Source organism: Vibrio sp. 10N.247.310.24 (genome assembly GCF_041467175.1).
Lineage (GTDB): Bacteria > Pseudomonadota > Gammaproteobacteria > Enterobacterales > Vibrionaceae > Vibrio > Vibrio tasmaniensis_A.
On sequence record NZ_JBFSUD010000043.1, the window covers coordinates 1 to 19893 of the forward strand.

A 19893-nucleotide genomic window follows, 5' to 3' on the forward strand; every position below is an offset into this window, starting at 1 on the left:
AGTAAGACTCGCTACACTGTGCGATCTAAACACCTTAAATGATAGGTGTTGGCCCCTATAGCGGGGCTTTTTTGTTAGAGCTATAAATAAATCAGGCTGTTGTTCATTTTATCTTTAGAAAGTTTGAATGAGATTTTACGGTGCGTTATTTTAATTTAAAGTACTGTATTTAAAGATTTTTATTTGTTTATTTTATTCTTTTTTTATTGGTTTAACTATCACTATTGACGGTGGTTTGGGTGACTATTGAGCTAAAACTCAGTCAAAATGCTTTGAGCTGTGCTATAATCCGCGCCTTGGGATTGAGCCAATAAGTCCATTTGTCACCAATCATTGTGATTTTTATTGCCTTTTTATTTAGGTGGTGCGGCGAGCCAATCAAGTAGTAATTGGATATGGAGAGCGTCCTTATATTCGTTGATTCGGATATGCGAACATCATAATTTATGAGTTTTAAATCAAAAAAATACAGTATTGATTCTACTGACTATCAAGTTGGTCAAGACAACGTCAGTAAATGGGGCATGGATGTCCATAACACAGTTTTCGTAGCCTCAGTAGGCTTATCTCTTCTCTTCATCATCACTCTTCTTGCTCTTCCTCCTGCAGATGCTAAAGCTGCTATTGATTCTATTAAGGGTGCTGTTTTATCAAAGTTTGACTTCCTCTTTATGTGGGGAGCTAACATCATGCTAGCGTTTGCCGTTGTTCTCGCGTTTTCACCTTTGGGTAAAATTCGTCTAGGTGGCGAAGACGCGACGGCGGATTACTCCATGTCATCTTGGATAGCAATGCTATTCGCAGCGGGTATGGGTATAGGACTTATTTTTTGGGGTGTTGCAGAGCCAACCGCGTTCTTCACGAACTGGTTCGGAACGCCACTCGGTGCAGAACCTTTTACAGAAGCAGGCCGTGAACTGGCTCTTGGCGCGACACTGTTCCACTGGGGTTTTCATGCATGGGCTATCTATGGCATGACGGCACTTTGCCTTGCGTATTTTGTTTACAACAAAGGCTTACCGCTATCAATGCGTTCTGTGTTCTACCCAATTTTGGGTGAGCGAGTATGGGGCAAAACGGGTGATGTGATCGATGTACTAACGGTACTGGTTACTCTGTTTGGTCTTGCGACTTCACTAGGTTTAGGTGGTACACAAGCAGCAAGTGGTATCAGCCACGTGTTTGGCTTGGAAAACAACATCTTCCTTCAGCAATCTATCATCGTTCTGATCATGGGCTTAGCGATCATCTCTGTACTACGTGGTATGGACGGTGGTGTTAAATTCCTAAGTAACCTGAACATGGTTATTGCGTTTGTATTCCTTGGTCTGATCGCTGTTCTGAACTTCACAACTGTGCTTGATTCTGTGGCAACGGCGGTGACGGGTTATGCGAATAACATCGTAGCGTTGAGCCAAAGCTCTGGTCGTGAAGACACAACATGGCTGCATGGCTGGACTGTGTTCTACTGGGCATGGTGGGTTGCGTATGCACCTTTCTTCGGCATGTTTGTAGCGCGTATTTCTAAAGGCCGTACGGTTCGTGAGTTTTTACTTTGCGTACTGATTATCCCAACATTGGTAACGTCGGCTTGGATGGCTATCTTCGGTGGCGTGGCTATCGAGCAGGTGATTAATCATGTAGGGCAACTTGGTCTCGACCAAGGCATCACAGACGTGTCTCTAAGCTTGTTCTACATGCTAGACGCTTACTCGTTCGGTAGTATTCTGTCAGTTCTCGCAGTCGCACTGATCATTGTGTTCTTCGTTACAACGCTAGACTCAGGCTCTATCGTTATCGATGGCATGACAGCGGGTGGTAAGCTTGAAGTGCCAGTGAAGCAAAAAGTGGTTTGGGCGGTTATCTCAGGCGCTATTGCAATGGTGATGTTGTGGATTGGTGGTACTCAATCTATCCAAGCTCTGCAATCGATCACGATCATTGCTGCACTACCGTTTACGATCATTCTTCTGATTGGTTGTTTCAGCTTGTTGAAAGGTCTACTGACTGAAGTAGATAAAGGACAAGAAAACGTTAGCGAAACCGCTAAATAAAGTAATTAAGTATGGGGAGTAGATAGTTCTCTAGTTACTCCTTATTAAGTATTATTTCAAAGCTCTCTTGTATTGTGTGCAAGGGAGCTTTTTTATGCCCAAGAAGAAATCAAAGACAAGCAGATAAGACAACAAAAGAGCCACAAGTGAATCGTCACTTGTGGCTCTTTTTAGTTTTAGGGAGCAGCTTTAGCTAATAGCTTACGCGTTCAATTCATGTTGAATTACGTAATCCAAAGCACCGACTACCGCGGCAACCTGAGCGTCATTACACTCTTCGTCTGTCACTTTGTCGCTGTCCGGGTAAACCTCAGTGGTTGTGCCGTACTTACAATCAGTCACACCACCACACAAGCCTAGTTTCTTCATAGGGTAGTTGATCACGCCATGTTGTGTAACTTCAGAACCAATGATCTTGCCGTCTGCATCTGCTGGTGCAATGTGGGTCACTTTTTCGACCGAAGCAATAACCGCTGCTTGGAATTCTGGTTGTGGATTTTCAGTATCACCAACTGTGTAGAAACCGTCTGGAATCATACCTTCAATGTACTCAATGCCATCACGGGCTGCGAGTGCTGGTCGGAATTCTGTTTCGTCAGAATCCGTTGTTTCGTGTAGATCAACGTGAACCAACACTTCTGGTAAAGAAGCGACTAATGCACGTAGGTTTGCTGATTCTTCTGCTGGCGTACCGTCATAGAAAGAGCGGTTTGGATCAACAGCATTTGGATTCCAGCGGTTGATCACTTCGTAACCCCAAGGGCTTACACAAGGTGCTACTACAATGTTGAAGTGCGCTGCGTATTGTTCTGCTTGAGTCGCGGCGAATTTGATAGCGCCATGCACACCACTGGTTTCGTAACCGTGGACACCACCCGTTACAAGGATCGTTGGTTTTGATTCATCCCAGTTTTTGCTCTTGATTGCAAAAAGCGGGAAGCGAGCTTCGTCGTAGCTTAGTGCGCCGTATTGTTCGATGTCGAAGCGGTCTGCGAGTGCTTGGATTTTTGGTACAACTTCTTGTTGATATTCACGCTTAACCGTTCTTTGAGCGAACCATGCTTGACGCTCTGCTTGTTGCCATTTTTGTCCAGGCTCACCGATTGGGTAGGAGTATTCACTTTTCATCTATACTTCTTCTTTTATGTTCGTGAAAGATGAAGACAGACTAGTCCTGTCTAGCTGAGACGGCAATAGAAAACACAACTTGTGACTCTATTTTTTACAGACTCATAACTTTGATGAGTGGATTGATGGTGTTACATTTTATCAATTGTTTAATCCCTTAAAAGAGACCATAAAATGGCTGGAGCAAGTTTATTAACGCTACTGGATGACATTGCAACCGTGCTGGATGATGTCGCACTGATGTCTAAGGTCGCAGCGAAAAAAACCGCTGGTGTGTTGGGGGATGATTTAGCGCTGAACGCTCAGCAGGTATCCGGTGTTTCTGCTGAACGAGAGATCCCTGTGGTATGGGCGGTTGCCAAAGGCTCATTTAAAAACAAGCTGATTTTAGTGCCCACGGCATTATTGATCAGTGCCTTCATTCCTTGGCTGATCATGCCTTTGCTTTTGATTGGTGGTCTGTTTCTTTGTTTTGAAGGGGCTGAGAAAATCTTAGAGAAGTTGTTTCCTCATTCTCATCAAGATGATGAAAAGGGGGAGGACACAAGTACTGGTGAATCCATAGAAGAATATGAGAAGAGAAAGGTCGCAGGCGCGATTCGTACTGATTTCATATTATCTGCGGAAATCATCGTGATAGCTCTGGGTACCGTGACGGGTACAAGTATCGTCACTCAGATTCTTGTCGTGAGTTTGATTGCGGTTGTGATGACGATTGGTGTTTATGGCTTAGTTGCTGGGATCGTGAAGTTGGACGATTTAGGTTTCTATCTCCAGCGGACATCGAATGGGAGTACCATTAAAACTCAACTGGGTAACGGGCTAGTCGCATTTGCGCCCAAGTTAATGAAGACGCTTGCGGTGGTTGGAACGGCGGCGATGTTCTTGGTTGGCGGCGGCATTGTGGTGCACAACGTTCCTGCGATTCATCACTTAATTGAGCCGATTATTATGGACTTCAGTGGACATTCGATTGCAACCGCGGTGGTACCAACTTTGTTGAATGGTGTTATTGGTGTCTTAGCTGGATTGATCGTTGTTGCTGTTTGGACTGTGATTGGAAAAATTCGCGGTAAGTAATCGCTCATTATTGGTCTTAATAAAACCCTCTCTCCACGAAATGAAAAAGGGGCACCATAATCATTATGGTGCCCCTTTTAATCTAATGGGTCGTGTTTAATTAACACCACGCTCTTGTTTTGCAATATGAGCGCTTATTTACCGACTAAGCGTTTATTTTACAGACCAAGCAATCGTCTCGCCGCCACGGATTGGCACAACGATGTCTGAACCGAAAGGCATGGTTTCAGCAACGTTCCACTCTTCTTTAACAAGAGTGATGGTGTCCGTGTTACGTGGAATACCGTAGAAGTCTGGGCCGTTGTGGCTCGCGAACGCTTCTAGGTTCTCAATCTTACCTTCTAAGTCGAACACTTCTGCGTACAGTTCAACGGCAGCGTGCGCTGTGTAAGAACCCGCACAACCACATGCTGACTCTTTTGCGCCTTTTGCGTGTGGTGCTGAGTCTGTACCCAAGAAGAACTTCTTGCTGCCGCTTGTTGCAGCTTCGATAAGCGCTAATTGGTGCGTGTTACGCTTCAGAATAGGAAGGCAGTAGAAGTGTGGCTTAATGCCGCCAACCAACATGTGGTTGCGGTTGTAAAGCAGGTGGTGAGCGGTGATGGTTGCTGCTACGTTGTCGTTAGCGTTCTTAACGAAAGTCGCTGCGTCTGCAGTCGTGATGTGCTCAAGAACAATCTTCAGGTTAGGGAAGTCGTTCACAATCGGTGCTAGAACCGTGTCTAAGAACTCTTTTTCACGGTCAAAGATATCAACATCGTGAGCCGTTACTTCACCGTGTACCAGCAGCAACATACCCACTTCTTGCATCGCTTCTAGTACGTGGTAAATCTTTTGAGCTGACGTTACGCCTGAATCCGAGTTAGTCGTCGCGCCTGCTGGGTAAAGCTTTGCAGCCACTACTGCACCAGACTCTTTCGCTTTGCGAATTTCGTCAGGTGTTGTGTTGTCTGTTAGGTAAAGTGCCATCAGAGGCTGGAACTGTTCACTTGGCTGCTCTGCCATGATGCGTTCACGGTAAGCTAAAGCCATTTCGGTATCGGTTACCGGTGGGATGGTGTTTGGCATGATTAACGCTCGACCATTGTAGCGGCTGATATCGCGCACTGTATCTTTTAATACTTCGCCATCGCGTAGATGAACGTGCCAGTCGTCAGGACGAGTAATCGTAAGTTGTGTCATTGAAGGCTCCCACCATTTGAAGTGTTATGTAGTTGGAGCCTAAACTCAGCGATATCTGTGAAAGCAATCGCTTACGTTTAGGCGACAGGATGATAGTGGAAAAGTACTTTTATTTCATCCTATTTTTAACTCTTCAGGGCTAGGAGCTTGTTTTTCTGAGTATTTTATTCGGTATTAATTCTCGGAGATGGTAGGAGGCGGGTTAACGAGTCGCCACCCAGAGTCCGTGAATCATTCCTGGCACCCAGAAGAAGAAAGTCAGGATGATGTTAATCAATAGGTCTTTACCTGCACCACGAGCGAAGAACACGCCAACAGGCGGAAGTAGTACACATAAGATGATAATGACGAGTTTGTTCATGATAAATCCTTTTTATTCAATGAAAGTTCAATGCAGTAATCGTGTTCAAAGTATAGAACGTATGGAGAGTGTTACTGCATTGCTGCCTTAATGTATCAAAATAGAAAGCTAAACATCTCAAGATAATAGCTTAGTATCAAGTGTTTAATGCCTGCCAGTTTATCTATTTATAACCATTTGTTAGCATTGGGACAAATAACAAAACATTGGAATCGTTATGTCGCAGCTACCGTCAGATCAAAAGGCTTCACAGCAAGTGCCTTCTCTATCTCAAATCAATGTATTTCCGGTTAAGTCAGTGGGCGGGATTGCACTCTCTTCTGCTTGGGTCGAAAAACAGGGCCTTACCTTCGACAGACGTTTTATGTTGGCGTTAGCTGACGGCTCAATGGTGACGGCACGTAAGTACCCTAAAATGGTCAAGGTATCTTCTAGCTTGCAACCAGATGGTTTGATCTTCACTTATGAAGCTAAAGAACCGCTGCGCTTAAAGTATTCGAGCTTCAAGATGCAAGAAGCGCCAGCAACGGTGTGGAAAGACAGCTTCACGGCATACACGACATGTGATGAAGCCGATGATTGGTTCAGTGATGTGTTGGGCGTGCGCGTTGAGCTACTGTTTTCTGGCGAGCAATCGAATCGTGTTCGAGAAAAGCTCGGTCATAATGTGAGCTTTGCCGACGGTTACCCAATGTTAGTGATCAGCCAAGCCTCTCTTGATGAACTCAATCGCCGCAGCCCTGAAACCCATTCAATGGATCAGTTCCGCACCAACTTTGTTGTTTCCAACACAGAACCTTTTGCTGAAGATAGCTGGAAGCGTATCCGAATTGGGGAGGTTGAATTTGAATCCGTTAAGCCTTGTGAACGATGTATCCTAACCACGGTTGATGTTGAGAGTGGCGAACTTAGATCGACAAAAGAGCCGCTTAACACCTTTTCTTCATTCCGAGCCAACGAGCGCGGTGGCGTTTTCTTTGGGCAAAACCTTGTGGCTAAAAATGAAGGCTTAGTCAAAGCCGGTGATGTTGTTGAAGTATTAGAAACTAAAGAAAAAGAGCACTACGAAGACACTTGGGTAGAATCGCTACACTTAACTTGCGTTGAGCGTGAAGAGATCGCTCGAGACTTTACGACGTTCTGGCTAGAGCCAGCGAAAGAGAACCATTCATTACCAAGCTATCAACCAGGGCAACATCTACCGATTGAGATGGTGATTGATGGCGAGAAGGTGTCTCGTCGTTACACGTTATCTTCTAGCCCTTCACGAGCGGGTCGTTTGGCGATTTCAGTGAAGCGAGTGGACGATGGTCAAATCTCTAACTGGTTAAATGATCACTTCCAAGTGGGTGATACTTTGGTTGCTCAAAATCCAGATGGTGCGTTCTACTTAGAAGCAAATCCAACTCACCCGTTATTGCTTTTGTCTGCAGGCAGCGGCATTACGCCAATGTTGTCGATGCTTCGTTATCTAGCCGACCATGGTCAAATTGATGATGTGGTTTTCTATCATCAATGCAGCAGCGAAGAAGACATCCCTTATCAAGCTGAAATTGATAAAATCGCCAGTGAGCATACGGGTCTTCGTGTGATTTATTCATTAAGCCAACCAACCAAAGAGTGGGATGGTTTATCTGGGCGTCTAAGCGTGTCGCATGTCGCTAAAATTGAAGAACTACACAAGCGCCAAGCGTTCGTGTGTGGCCCTGACGGCTTTATGGATAATGCAAAGAAACTGCTGATTCAAATGGGACTCAACCCTCAGCATTATCATCAGGAAGCGTTTGGTGTTGCTCAATCGACCGAGGAAGCGGTGAAGCAACTGCAGTTAAGTGTGAACGGCTACCTGTTCGAAGGTAATAATCAATCAACCTTGCTAGAGCAAGCAGAGTACGCGGGGGTATCTATTGCTTCAAGTTGTCGTGCGGGTTTCTGTGGAGCGTGTAAAGTGACGCTTGAGTCCGGACAAGTTCATCAACCGGATGTCCCTGCATTGCAAGATCATGAACGTAATATGGGGCAGATCTTGGCGTGTTGTAGCGTGCCTCAAACCGATATCGAAGTTGTCGATTAACGACTCGTTAGATCATTAAGAAAAACGCATTAAAAAACACTAAATAGAAAAAGCCGGAAGTTCGTAAATGAGCTTCCGGCCTTTTTGATTCTGAGCTAATTCAAAAATTAATCGTAGATCGTTGGGATTGGTTGACGCTTGTGCTGTGTTGCTTTGTAGATGCCAACTAAGCGATCGGATACGTCTTGAGAAACGGCTTTGCCTTCAAGGAAATCATCGATCTGATCGTAAGAAAGGTTCAATGCTGCTTCATCGGCTTTCTGTGGATCAAGCTCTTCTAGATCAGCAGTGGGTACTTTCTTAACAAGTTGCTCTGGAGCGCCCAACGTTGCTGCAAGCTCACGAACTTGGCGTTTGTTCAAACCAAATAGTGGTGCTAAATCACATGCGCCGTCACCGTGCTTAGTGTAGAAACCAGTGATGTTTTCCGCTGAGTGGTCAGTACCAATCACAAGACCGCCAACGTAACCAGCAATCTCGTATTGTGCGATCATGCGAGCACGAGCTTTCACGTTGCCTTTCACAAAGTCGATTTTTGCTGAATCTGTTGGTAGTAGACCTGTGCCTTCAAGAGCAACGTGAGATGCAGCGTGAAGCCCATCAACACCCGCTTTAATGTTGACAGAAACAGATTGAGAAGGCTGAATGAAAGAGAGAGCAAGCTGTGCTTCGTCTTCATCTTTTTGTTCACCGTAAGGTAGACGAACCGCGATGAATTGGTACTCGTCGCTACCAGCGCTTTCATTTAGGCTATCAACGGCCATCTGTGCCAAGCGGCCACAGGTTGTTGAGTCGACACCACCACTGATACCAAGGATCAGTGATTTGCATCCTGACTGTTGAAGTTTCGTTTTGATAAACTCCACACGACGAGTCACTTCGAAGTGAGGGTCAATTGAAGGTAGTACGCGCATTTCGTCACGAATTAACTGTTCCATTCGTATTCCTTTCCTGCAAGCAAATTAAAAATCTAGTGTTATCATACCTAAATCATCCGATTTAAAAACCTCTTTGCACAAGCTTAGAAAGAGAAGGCAGTAATAAGTAATGGAAAAAATAGCCATTTTCGGTAGTGCGTTTAATCCACCGAGTTTAGGGCATAAAAGTGTGATTGATTCATTGGCTCACTTTGACAAAATCCTGCTCGTTCCAAGTATTGCCCATGCTTGGGGAAAAGAGATGCTAGACTTTGATACGAGATGTCAGTTAGTTAACGCATTTATTAGCGATCTTTCATTGGAGCAAGTGGAGCTTTCTTTGGTCGAAAAGAGCCTATTTACTCCAGGTGAAAGCGTAACGACTTATGCGGTGCTCAGCGCACTTCAGAAGTTACATCGTGATGCGGAACTCACGTTCGTTATAGGTCCTGACAACTTCTTTAAGTTCTCATCTTTTTATAAATCAGATGAGATTACTGAGCAGTGGTCTGTAATGGCTTGCCCTGAAAAAGTGAAAATTCGTAGTACTGATATCCGCAATGCGCTGATAAGTGGAAGCGATGTTGCAAAACTGAGTACAAAGTCAGTTACAAAGATATTGCAAGATAGTGGACTGTATACAATAATGTAGATTCACTCACTCAAGAGGTCTGATGACTATGCTAAAGCGCGCGATACCAGCGATGATGATCATTGCAGCATGCAGTTTACCTGCATATGCTGAGTGTGATTTTTTTAGCCTAGATTCGGTAATGCTGACTTCTGATGACGAAAATAGCTGTTTAGACTTTTCTACGAGCCTTGAAGCTTTCGGCCAAAGTATGTTGGAGCTTAGTGGGTTAAGCGAACCAGAACCTCAAACTAAGCCTGATTACTGGTCTGATTGGGTTATTCAAAGCAAAGATGCGCCTTTGTTAACTCAGAGCCTTGAGTCTAACTATGTTGGTCTCGGTATGTGGTTTCCAGAAGAGCTGGAAGATGAACAGTATAATATGTCGACAGAAGAGTGGTTGATGAACCATGGTCTTCAGCTGAGCATAGGTTTTGGTGATAAAGTAAAAGGGCAGCCGCGTATGCGTTTTGATTACCGTTGGCATGACTCTAGTGATGCAGACTTAATGATGCAGGTTGAGCTGCCATTCTAGACAGGTAGTTCATTCTTTTCTGTCTAAGTGCTAAGAATTAAAAAAGCCGCGAAAACTGAGTTTTTGCGGCTTTTTAGTATTTGGCTTGCTAGTTTTAATACCAGCTCTCACTTACCGCCAAGCTATAAATCTTCACCAAACACGAGCATGCACAGTTGCTCGAACTCTTCTTCTTTACCTGAGAACAGGTCATCAATCACAAGAGTACGTTTCTGACCTGATTGCATGCGTTTCTTCGCCTCGCGCATTACCATCACCAATGTGTGCTCTTGCGGTAAGTTCGAATCATCAACATTCCATTGATTGAATCGCTGAGACAGAGCACTTTCACAAAGCAGTGGTTTAAACGACAACACTTCTTGCTTCAATACAGAAAGCATATCTTTAAACGCTTGCTCAGTATTATTCGTTTTTAGACTACGAGACTTAGTAACTTCTAGCTTTTCTAGCAACGCAGAAGAGAGGTTCGTTTGCGTGACGTATCCCGCTTGTCTTGGGAATGAATCCGTCAAGCGCACAGAAAAGTCGACACGATTGACCTGTGTGTTTGGAAAGTAGGTCAGTGATGTTAGGCAGTCATATGGAACCCAGACGCTCTGACCTGGCTCGACGGCATACTCTTGTTTGCCCAGCTTAATCAAAACCAAACCACTTTGAACCGATACAAGGCTATGCTTAAGTACTTTTTTGCGTGGTGTAATCACCAGGTGTGAAAAGTAAGCCGATGTATATTCAATAGCGAAGTTCATAGATAGTACCTTAGTCTTGGGGCGTCAAGATTACCGTTAATCTTAAATAATGCCAATAATAACAGGGCATTTTCGATGTTTCTGGTCTGACCTTGTCAAAAGTATGGGCTCTGTAGCTGCGATAAGTCAAAACAACGCGTAGAATGAGCCAGCTTTTTATTATATGAATGAAAAAATGACCTCTCCAACCGATCCATATGTTGATATTCGTCCTTACGGCGATGATGAAATTCCAGCGGCACTAAACCGTCTTATTAATGATGAAGAATTTATCAGTGCGATCTTGCACTATCGTTTTTCAAACCATGCGTCTTGGTTCAAAGCGTTAATGAGCCCGATCTTGCGAGTGTACTTGAAAATGAAATGGAGCAAGCTGACTAGCGTTGAATCCATTCAGATCGAAGTGAAAAAGTACTTACGCGATACGCTCGCTAAAACCACCAAAGGGGTGACATACACGGGTTTAGAGTCACTGGATGCGAACCAAGCGTACCTGTTTGTATCAAACCATCGTGACATTGCTATGGATCCAGCGTTAGTTAATTACGCTTTGCATCTGAAAAATCATCAAACTTGCCGTATTGCCATTGGTGATAACCTACTAAAGAAGCCATGTGCGACTGAATTGATGCGTCTGAACAAAAGCTTCATCGTAAAGCGTTCTCTAAAAGGGCCACGTGAAATGATGAAAGCGCTTGGACAATTGTCTTCGTACATTAAGCACTCTCTAGAAACAGGTAACTCTATTTGGATCGCTCAGAAAGAAGGTCGTGCAAAAGACGGCAATGACTTCACAGAGCCAGCAATTCTGAAGATGTTCCATGTTGAAGGGCGTAAGCAAAAAATCGTATTTCCTGAGTACGTGAAATCATTGAAGATCGTTCCTGTGGCTATTTCATACGAAAACGATCCATGTGACACCGCGAAAGCAATAGAGCTTTTTGAAAAAGACGTAAACGGCAGTTACGAAAAGGGTGAGTTTGAAGATATCGAAAGTATCATTCAAGGCATCATCGGTAATAAAGGGCGTGTTCATGTTGGTTTTGGTCAGGTTATTGACCAAGATTTCGATACGCCTGAAGCACTTGCTCAAGAGATTGACCGCCAGATCCATGATAACTACAAACTATTTCCTGTGAACTTACTGGCTGCAGAAAAAGAAGACGAGTCGATTACAGCTGCGGTGAAGCAAGAGTTTGAAGATAAACTATCGAGTTTGCCACAAGGTGCTCGTCAGTACTTGATCGATAGCTATGCGAACCCAGTGAAGAATATTGGTTAACGAGCGTTAGCAAACAAGTTCGTTGATTGAATTGAAAAAGGAGCCTAAGGCTCCTTTTTTATAGCGGTATAGGTGTCTTTTTCTAAGTACTGCTATTACCGTCAATCAATCAATCAATCAATGAATCGAACGGCAGGTTAGCGAGCAACAGCACCACCAAGATCTAATTGGGTCGGCCACGTGGTAATCGTGTTACCACCTAGGTAGATATTGCCTTTGACCGTCATGGTATCGGGAAATTCTGTAATTGCAGATCCGCCAATATATAAATCGCCATCAACCACTATCCCGTTTGGCAGCTCGGTTAAAGGAGTACGGATCACGCTTAGGTCTCCTTTTACTCTAAAGCCGTTGGGAAGCCGTATTAGGGGGGTATCTGTGAGGTTGATGAATCCACCCACTCTCACACCTTTTGGCCAACGGGTAATCTTACTTCCTATCAAGTCGGCGTAGCCTTTTATTTTTACGCCCGATGGAACTCGGGCTAGTAGACTGTTACCGCCTTTAAGGCTTCCCTTAACTTCCAACCCTTTGGGAAGGCGAGTGATTGCGGTTTTTTCTATATTTAAATTGCCATCGACGACCAATCCTGTCGGTAGCGATGTATAGGGCTTATTTCGTAAATATAAGTTTCCGTAATTATCCAGATGGTTCAATATTTGATACTGATCGAGTGGTTCTGCAGTCACATTTGTTATGGTTAAAGAACCAATAATAAGTACGATTATTCGGAGCATAACAAGCTTCTTATTACGATAGACGTTAACACTATAATGAAAAAATTATTCTCGCATAGTGTTTTACTCATTTGTTGGTCGGTAAAAAAGAATAGAACACAATGAAAGGCGAATCTGTGATTGAAATAAAGCGTCAAATTCTAAAAGGCTTTGTGATTGTAACTTCTGTATTTTGTTCAGCATCAGCGAATGCTAATAAAATAATATCAACGCCCGCTAAGGCTGCAGTCGTCGTCACTCAGAGTGGTTCACAGCAACGAGTTTGTTATTATGATGATAAGGCCTATAGCCTAGGTGCGGTCGTTGAAGTTTCAGGAGTGTTGATTCGATGTGCTGCCGAAAATGATTTTGAGACCAATGGTGCTCTAGGCTGGATTGAGATTATAAAAAAAGACGAGAAATAAACTCGTCTTTCATTGGTATGAGTGTTGGTGCTTATATTAACGTGCTAGAGAGCGAGTCTTAAGTTCGAAAATAATCTTCTCAGCGCTGACTTCAAACTTAAAGCGAGCATTTAATTCTGTGCTTTCTTCTGTCAGTTCTGATGCTTCAAACTCAACGTTGCTAGACACTTGTTTAGCAAGCTCAACGTACTTAGCAAACTCAGTTTCAATGAGTGCTTTAGAGTTACCGTAAACCGTTACTTCGGCAACATCGTCGCCTTCTTTAATGATAAACCCGATTTCACCTGCGCAGCCGCAAGCCTCACATACATCATTGTTACCAATATCTTGGCTCATAAATAATCCTCTTACAAAGTCTGCGGTTATTCTAGCGAGCAATTTGAACTGTATCTACAAAAATCAAAATCTTTGAACTAATTTTTACTAGTATGCTATGCTGTTTGATAGGATATTTAATGAATATGTATATTCGCGACGATAAATATGTATGTGATTAATATCACGTTTTCCTGAAGAGGTACGTTATTTATTTGTCAGAATATCATTCACTTAGTTGCGCCAGGATTGATTTTATAAGAGTATCTATCGCTTGACAGTTATTTATACAATGAATTTTTCGTTGGGTATTTCATATTCTAAGTAGTTATTTAAACTTATCGACTTAGGATTGTAAGGTGATTTTCGAAGAATAATTAAACAAAGTGCCCAAAGAGGCAACACTGTAAAATTGTTCGTACAAAGTATTTGTGGGTATTTAATGGAAATACTTGCGAAAAAATACCTTGCTCACATAATGCTGATAACGATTTTCATTCTGACTTCACTCGGTTGAGTTAGATGGATTTACAAAGAGAAGAACCTGAATATGCCAAAGCGTAGTAAAGAAGATACAGAAATCACGATCCAGAAGATCATGGATGCCGTTGTAGACCAACTATTGAGATTGGGTTACGACAAAATGTCATACACGACGTTGAGTCAACAAACAGGCGTTTCTCGTACAGGTATAAGTCATCACTTTCCAAAGAAAACGGATTTTACTGCTGCTCTAGACGGTCGTATTTTCAAGATGTTCATGGAACACATTGACTTTGAAAATGGCCTTGATGCATTTTCGGCTAGCTGGGTTGCTGCACTTGAAGATGCTGAGTTCCTAGCGATCTTACGTTTACTTTTCCATCATATCGTTACTGCTGAGAATGCACATGAGTTCGCGGCAAACGGTATCGACCGCTTGTACAAGCTAACTGAAACCCAGTTTGGTGATGCTAGTGGTAAAGAATTAGAGTGGTTGATTGGTAAATCATTGATTCATATGAGCCAATAATCAACACGCAATGAAAGAAGCTCCTGAGGGGGCTTTTTTTGTACCTGTAGTTTCACTTTTCTTTCTTTGTTCCTCTAGCTCTCACACCGTTGTCGTTATCTTGTCTTTGTGCTGAATAAAGTTATTTCTTTTCTTTTTAGATATTTAGGGTTTCGCCTGCATCTTTCTGAGTAACTAAAAGCTTACTAACATTAACTGATGGTGTTTATTTCTAGAGCCTCAAACGCTCAAGGTGAGCCGTTTTAAGGGGTATTGCCATGGTAGCTAACAAAATTGATTTTAAGGCGAGAGAGGGGCTGTGAGACAATAAAAAGCCTCGAAGAAATCGAGGCGGTGAATGGTGTGGTTGTTAGAGAAAGCGAATACTCAAAACGAACCTGTTCTTAATCGAACTTATTGTGCGGGATGAACCTGGGGGAAGTTCATGGTTGGGTGCTTTTCGACAATACTTGTGTAGCCGTACACATCTTCAATCATCGAAGGCTTAAGTGCTTCCCAAGGGCAGCCATCGCAAACTAAGTTTCCCTCTTTCAAAACTATCAATCGATCTGAGTATTGAGCGGCTAGGTTTAAGTCATGTAAAACTACGATAACCGCTGCGTTGTGGTTGTCGGCTAACTCTCTCGCGATCTTTAACGTGTTGTGCTGATGGGCAAGATCCAGTGCTGATGTGGGTTCATCAAGCATCAAGATACATTGGTCACCAGAATAGTGAAGTTGGGTTAGCACTCGAGCCAAGTGAACACGCTGTTTTTCACCGCCAGATAGAGAAGGGTAGAGCCTTTTGCTTAGGTGAGACACATCGGCAACATCCATTTTCTGGCTAGCTATGCTAGTGAGCTTCTTGTTGGACTCTTGCAGAGGAATACCACCAAGCTCGACAACTTCATGCGCCAAAAATGGGAAGGTCAACGTACTATGCTGAGGAAGCATAGCCAAGTGCTTTGCCAGCTTTTGAGAAGGCCACTTGTCTTTGGTGTGTCCAAAATATTGAATATCACCGGTGCTCGAAATCTCTTGGCATAAGGCTTTAAGTAGAGTGCTTTTCCCTGCGCCATTTGGCCCAAGCAGTGTCGTTACCTTTCCTGCTTCAATCTCAATAGAAACACCATCTAATATCACTTTACTGCCGAACTTCACTTCGATGTCGGTCGCTTTTAACGCTGAAGGAAACATTAAAGGATTCTCCCTTTCTGTTGAAATAGAAGGTACAAGAAGAATGGAGCACCGATAATTGCAGTGACAATTCCCACTGGTAGCTCTGCTGGTGCAAGTACGACGCGTGAGAACATGTCTGCAGCTGTTAATAGTAATGCACCTAGTACTGCTGAAAGTGGCAACAGAATTCGGTGATCTGGGCCAGCTAACATGCGACCTAAATGAGGGATAACAAGGCCGATGAAGCCAATCATGCCAGATAGGCTAACCGTGACGCCAACGCCTGCGGCCGTCAGTAGAATCAATCTTCGCTTGAGCTTCTGTACTGGGATACCAAGATGCTGCGCTTCTGACTCCCCAAGTAGCAGCGCGTTCAGTGACATAGCTTGACGATAGAAAATAACAAACAATCCAACGAGCGTGACAGCAGCAAGCAAAATGCCAGACCATTTAGCACCCGCCAATGAACCCATTGACCACAATGAAAGATCACGCAGCATTTGGTCATCAGCAATGAAATTCAAGAAGCCAATACCTGCGCCTGATAGTGCACTGATCGCTACACCCGCTAACAACATGATGGTGACTGAAGTGCCGAATTTGCCTGTACCCAGCTTATAAACGAGCAGCGTGGTTAAGGCTCCCCCTAGAAAGGCAAATATAGGCACAGCTGCAAAGTTCATGAAAGCAGGGTATTGCAGTGAAAGTTCAGAGAAAAGAACAATAGCCAACGCCGCGCCTAATGCAGCTCCGGCAGAGACGCCGATGATCCCAGGTTCAGCAAGCGGGTTTCTAAATAGCCCCTGCATGACGGCACCACATAATGCGAGAATCGCGCCTATTAGCATACATAAGATGGTTCTCGGTAAACGGATCTCTTGAATCACCAAATTGATGTGGGGAGCTAAGTCATTGCTGGGTTGGAATAGGCTAGCTGCGCTGTCAGCTAAGCTTATGTCCATAGGCCCAACGGTGACCGAGTACAGCGCGGTTAAGACTAGGATAGCGCCGAAGCCTAACATCGATGTTTTTAGTGGGACGGATCGTAACAACATAAAGAGCCTCAATGTCTATCACTAGCTTCAAACCTCGTAGCCGACTTTACGAAAGCGACGCGGTAGTGAGGATTGAGCAAGTAACAGTAAAAACAGGGTAGTGAGTTATAGCGGGTAGATAAGTTATAGCGGATAGATAAGTGCGTTTATTCGCTTCGCTTCAGAGAGGCTTTCAAGACCAAGCCCTCCAACTAGAGCGCTGCCCTTTACGGTAATGATTTGCTTGTTCATGCCTGCTGGCGTTGCCGCTAGCATAGGTAACGATTTAAGAATGGCATCAGCGCCGCCTATTTTCTGGTAGCTACGGCCGCTCACTAAGATGACATCAGGCTGCATTTCAACGAGTGATTCCATCGACAGTGGTTTGTAAGAGGTCAGGCTTTTAGCCGCAGGGTTAACACCACCAGCCAATTCAATGATCGCGTTGGGTGATGTTTCACCGCCAGCAACATTTGCAGGACGGCCTTCATGCAGTAATAGGAACAGAACTTTCTTCGCTTCGTTGTTGGGTACTTGGTTAGCTTTCAGTGCCGCAATTTTTTGATTCACTTCGGCTTTCACTTGCTGTGAGTGAGCTTCGGTATGGGTAATCTTTGCAATTTGGTCGATACGCTTTAGTAGCCCTTCAACGTTTGCTTCGGTGTTAACGATCTCGACATCGATACCCACAGATTTTAATTGAGAAATGGCGTTGTCTGGCCCCATCTCATCTGAGCCAATCAGTGTGGTTGGCGATAAGGCAATCAACCCTTCTGCAGAAAGGTTTCGGTGGTAACCAATCTTTGGTAGCGTTTTTGATTGAGGTAAGTGACTGGTCACATCAATTGCAATCAACTGCTCTTCAGCACCCAGAGCAAGAACTAATTCGGTAACTGCGCTGCCAGCACTGATGATTCTAGGTTGTTTTGCGTCGTCAGCATTGGCGATAGGTGCTGCAAGTACCAACCCCATCGCGGCGATTGCGAGTAAATGTTTGTTGTTCTTTAATTTATTGAGCACTTTTAAGTCTTTCATAATAATTTATTTGTACTTTCTTTTGATGGAGAGTAATCGCGAAGATGCTTTGTGATCAGCCTGTCCGCATGTTGAGTTTGAATCGATAGAGAGCTGGCTTTGGTTATTTGGTCTTATCAATAAAGAGTCCAATCTCATAAAAGGTGCTAGGTCTCATGAAAATTTAAGAGTCGTTCTAGCCTTCCTCCGTGAGTAATTGGGTTGCTGGAATACCGTTTTCTTGTAAGAACGACAACAACTTCACTAAGTTCTCAACGTTAGCTGCTTTATCGGCGCCAATGATGATCGGTTTCTTATCCGATGTGCCTGTTTCTTCTAACAGTGCGATCTTGAAGTTTTCCCAGTCGATGTACTCTTGGCCGTTGATCGCCCAGTAAGGTTCGTGATCTAAGATATTGACGCTAATCGAATCTTTATGAACTTCAGAAACGTTTTTAATATCAGAACTCGGAAGCTCCACCTCTAATGACTCCAACTTCACTGATGCTGTCAGTAGAAGGAAAACCATCACGATAAATATAATGTCCAGTAAGGGTGTTAAATCCGGAACTAAGCTCTGTGTTTGAGATGAGTGGGGCGTTTTAATCATGCTTGGCTCACATCACCGATAGAGGCTTTGCTGACAGGAGTCCCTTGAGTGTCGCCAGACTGACTGGTTTGAATTGACATGCCTTCTAGCCAAACATTTACATAATTCAGAGTGTGTTCTAACTGAGCTAGCACTCGATCGGCCCATAACCCGAGTAGTTGAGCTCCTGAAATCGCAGGAAGCGCAATCATCAAACCCGCAGCAGTGGTTCTCATTGCTAATCCAAGACCGTCTGCCAAATCATTAGGCGTGATGCTGCCTGTTGTAGCGGCAACGCCTTTAAACATCTCAATAAGCCCAAGTACTGTGCCAAGCAGGCCAATTAGCGGGCTGATGACGCCGATCAAGCCAAGCAGTCTTAAACCTGCATGAAGCTGGTGGCGTTTCTCTTGTAGCCAAATCCCTGCTGCATCTTCACGTAAACCTTTTGAGAAAGAGTGGTGAGCAAGCAGCATCGACACGCCCTTGTACAGCAGAGGTCGTTTACCAGAAATAGATTGTGCTAATGCTTCGATTTCTTTGCTATTGGTTGGTGAAATCTGATTGAGCTCATGACGAATAGCGCGTTTGCCAACCCCAATGCTTAGCATGACTTGGAAGATACGCTCTGCGATGATCATTGCTGTTAATGCTGAACAGATAAGAAGAGGCCATGTCATTAGGCCAAGTTGATCTTGTAAGTAACTGATTTGTTGCATGGTTAATCCAACTTAAAACGAACAGGTATTTGCACACGGTGAGCAATTGCTCGACCATTTACAGTATGAGGTGAGAACTTCCATTTCTTAATGGCTTTCAAGGCAGCGTTGTCGAGCATTAGTGCGCCTGATGAGTTGACTAATGCCTGTTTAATTTGTTTTCCTTCAGCATCTAACCAGATCTCATAAGTTGCGACACCTTCAACGCCTCGGCGCCTTGCTTGGCGTGGGTAGCTTGGTGGCGTTGGACGAGCTGAAAAAGAGGGCCTAGTGATTAACACCGGCTCTTGGTTAGATACGCCTTGATTAACTTGTCGAGGTTGGTTGGCGGACTCGTCCATATTTTTATCGACTTTTTTGTCGGCCAGCTTTTCTGGTTGAGTCACCGGTTTTTTTTGAATCGGCTTTTTCTCGGCTGTCTTCTCCACAACCTTTTTCTCTACTTTTTTGGGCTGAGGTTTATTGGTGATCGCTTTTTTCTTTGGTGCAGGTTTAGCTTGCTTTGGCTCTACTGCTTTCGGTTCGACAGGTTTAGGTTCTGGGTGTGAGAGCGTTTCCTTGATTGGCTCAGGCTCAACTGGCTCTGTAACGGTTTTTTTCTGAGCTTGTGAGGGAACGCTCTTTGGAGTGAAGTTGATCGATACCGTGTTCGATTGGCTACCTGCTGGCATTGCAAAGACTTTGGATTCTTGAGCGACAAATAACATCGCCGCATGAATCACTAACGATGCACCGCCTGCAATAACATATCTAGGTACGTTCACATTCAATCCTTCACCAAATCTAAAATATGTATTGGATTATTGCTTAGAATCTAAATAAGATCAATTATCAATTGCATTATCATTTGCGTCTATTTATGATTCTCTCAGTTTTAGCAAACAGTCTTCCAGGCTTTGCTATATAAGTGTTTAGAGG

21 protein-coding genes are annotated in these 19893 nt (G+C 44.0%); 8 read left to right on the top strand and 13 right to left on the bottom strand.

The window, feature by feature from the left end:
* Window positions 1–446 precede the first annotated feature (446 nt).
* Window positions 447–2054 carry a BCCT family transporter gene (locus AB6E08_RS14115; protein WP_108206934.1) on the top strand — a complete coding sequence of 536 codons (1608 nt, stop codon included), beginning with the start codon at window positions 447–449 and terminating at the stop codon, window positions 2052–2054.
* A gap of 201 nt (window positions 2055–2255) precedes the next feature.
* Here the strand turns inward: AB6E08_RS14115 and AB6E08_RS14120 are convergent, their stop codons facing one another.
* Window positions 2256–3182, bottom strand: coding sequence for a M14 family metallocarboxypeptidase (locus AB6E08_RS14120; RefSeq protein ID WP_108190078.1), 927 nt, complete (start codon window positions 3180–3182; stop codon window positions 2256–2258).
* Window positions 3183–3356: 174 nt separating this feature from the next.
* Here AB6E08_RS14120 and AB6E08_RS14125 point away from each other — a divergent pair, with 174 nt between their 5' ends.
* On the top strand, window positions 3357–4262 hold the full coding sequence (locus AB6E08_RS14125) for a DUF808 domain-containing protein (RefSeq protein WP_372065406.1): 906 nt from the start codon (window positions 3357–3359) through the stop codon (window positions 4260–4262).
* A gap of 153 nt (window positions 4263–4415) precedes the next feature.
* Here the strand turns inward: AB6E08_RS14125 and pyrC are convergent, their stop codons facing one another.
* Window positions 4416–5444 (bottom strand): dihydroorotase, encoded by a 1029-nt coding sequence (gene pyrC, locus AB6E08_RS14130; protein WP_108195489.1) that lies wholly within the window; start codon window positions 5442–5444, stop codon window positions 4416–4418.
* Between the two features lie 202 nt (window positions 5445–5646).
* Window positions 5647–5805: a YqaE/Pmp3 family membrane protein gene (locus tag AB6E08_RS14135; RefSeq protein WP_004731890.1), complete on the bottom strand. Its 159-nt coding sequence runs from the start codon at window positions 5803–5805 to the stop codon at window positions 5647–5649.
* 217 nt (window positions 5806–6022) lie between these two features.
* Between AB6E08_RS14135 and AB6E08_RS14140 the strand changes: the two genes are divergently transcribed.
* The gene (locus AB6E08_RS14140) at window positions 6023–7879 is read left to right on the top strand and encodes an MOSC N-terminal beta barrel domain-containing protein (protein WP_372065410.1); all 1857 of its coding nucleotides are present in this window, start codon (window positions 6023–6025) and stop codon (window positions 7877–7879) included.
* A gap of 107 nt (window positions 7880–7986) precedes the next feature.
* On the opposite strand, the gene nadE is transcribed toward AB6E08_RS14140, so the two are convergent.
* Window positions 7987–8817: an ammonia-dependent NAD(+) synthetase gene (gene nadE / locus AB6E08_RS14145; protein WP_012600251.1), complete on the bottom strand. Its 831-nt coding sequence runs from the start codon at window positions 8815–8817 to the stop codon at window positions 7987–7989.
* 109 nt (window positions 8818–8926) lie between these two features.
* Between nadE and AB6E08_RS14150 the strand changes: the two genes are divergently transcribed.
* Window positions 8927–9448, top strand: coding sequence for a nicotinate-nicotinamide nucleotide adenylyltransferase (locus AB6E08_RS14150; protein ID WP_009845745.1), 522 nt, complete (start codon window positions 8927–8929; stop codon window positions 9446–9448).
* A 22-nt stretch (window positions 9449–9470) separates the two neighbouring features.
* On the top strand, window positions 9471–9962 hold the full coding sequence (locus tag AB6E08_RS14155) for a hypothetical protein (RefSeq protein ID WP_372065414.1): 492 nt from the start codon (window positions 9471–9473) through the stop codon (window positions 9960–9962).
* A gap of 122 nt (window positions 9963–10084) precedes the next feature.
* Here AB6E08_RS14155 and AB6E08_RS14160 read toward each other — a convergent pair whose 3' ends face one another.
* A complete protein-coding gene (locus tag AB6E08_RS14160; RefSeq protein ID WP_017097078.1) occupies window positions 10085–10711 on the bottom strand; it encodes a hypothetical protein in 627 nt (208 codons plus the stop codon).
* 175 nt (window positions 10712–10886) lie between these two features.
* Between AB6E08_RS14160 and AB6E08_RS14165 the strand changes: the two genes are divergently transcribed.
* Window positions 10887–11993: a 1-acyl-sn-glycerol-3-phosphate acyltransferase gene (locus tag AB6E08_RS14165; protein WP_029223825.1), complete on the top strand. Its 1107-nt coding sequence runs from the start codon at window positions 10887–10889 to the stop codon at window positions 11991–11993.
* Between the two features lie 137 nt (window positions 11994–12130).
* On the opposite strand, the gene AB6E08_RS14170 is transcribed toward AB6E08_RS14165, so the two are convergent.
* Complete coding sequence (locus AB6E08_RS14170) at window positions 12131–12730, bottom strand: hypothetical protein (protein ID WP_012600255.1); 600 nt, start codon at window positions 12728–12730, stop codon at window positions 12131–12133.
* A gap of 101 nt (window positions 12731–12831) precedes the next feature.
* Between AB6E08_RS14170 and AB6E08_RS14175 the strand changes: the two genes are divergently transcribed.
* Window positions 12832–13134, top strand: a complete 303-nt coding sequence (locus AB6E08_RS14175; protein WP_012600256.1) for a YnjH family protein — start codon at window positions 12832–12834, stop codon at window positions 13132–13134.
* Window positions 13135–13170: 36 nt separating this feature from the next.
* On the opposite strand, the gene AB6E08_RS14180 is transcribed toward AB6E08_RS14175, so the two are convergent.
* Entirely contained in the window at window positions 13171–13470 is a 300-nt protein-coding gene (locus AB6E08_RS14180; RefSeq protein ID WP_009845739.1) for a YfcZ/YiiS family protein, read from the bottom strand.
* A gap of 529 nt (window positions 13471–13999) precedes the next feature.
* On the opposite strand from AB6E08_RS14180, the gene AB6E08_RS14185 reads away from it, so the two are divergent.
* On the top strand, window positions 14000–14461 hold the full coding sequence (locus tag AB6E08_RS14185) for a TetR/AcrR family transcriptional regulator (RefSeq protein WP_009845738.1): 462 nt from the start codon (window positions 14000–14002) through the stop codon (window positions 14459–14461).
* 393 nt (window positions 14462–14854) lie between these two features.
* On the opposite strand, the gene AB6E08_RS14190 is transcribed toward AB6E08_RS14185, so the two are convergent.
* The 6 genes from AB6E08_RS14190 to AB6E08_RS14215 form a co-directional block, all read right to left on the bottom strand.
* A complete protein-coding gene (locus AB6E08_RS14190; protein ID WP_012600258.1) occupies window positions 14855–15637 on the bottom strand; it encodes a heme ABC transporter ATP-binding protein in 783 nt (260 codons plus the stop codon).
* Entirely contained in the window at window positions 15637–16674 is a 1038-nt protein-coding gene (locus AB6E08_RS14195) for an iron ABC transporter permease (protein ID WP_041473043.1), read from the bottom strand. Before AB6E08_RS14195 ends, AB6E08_RS14190 begins: the two co-directional genes overlap by 1 nt.
* A 123-nt stretch (window positions 16675–16797) precedes the next feature.
* Entirely contained in the window at window positions 16798–17688 is an 891-nt protein-coding gene (locus tag AB6E08_RS14200; RefSeq protein ID WP_012600260.1) for a hemin ABC transporter substrate-binding protein, read from the bottom strand.
* Between the two features lie 175 nt (window positions 17689–17863).
* Window positions 17864–18277: a biopolymer transporter ExbD gene (locus AB6E08_RS14205; RefSeq protein WP_009845734.1), complete on the bottom strand. Its 414-nt coding sequence runs from the start codon at window positions 18275–18277 to the stop codon at window positions 17864–17866.
* Entirely contained in the window at window positions 18274–18975 is a 702-nt protein-coding gene (locus AB6E08_RS14210; RefSeq protein WP_012600261.1) for a MotA/TolQ/ExbB proton channel family protein, read from the bottom strand. The genes AB6E08_RS14205 and AB6E08_RS14210 overlap by 4 nt, the downstream gene beginning before the upstream one ends.
* A gap of 2 nt (window positions 18976–18977) precedes the next feature.
* Complete coding sequence (locus AB6E08_RS14215) at window positions 18978–19739, bottom strand: energy transducer TonB (RefSeq protein ID WP_029223823.1); 762 nt, start codon at window positions 19737–19739, stop codon at window positions 18978–18980.
* Window positions 19740–19893 lie beyond the last annotated feature (154 nt).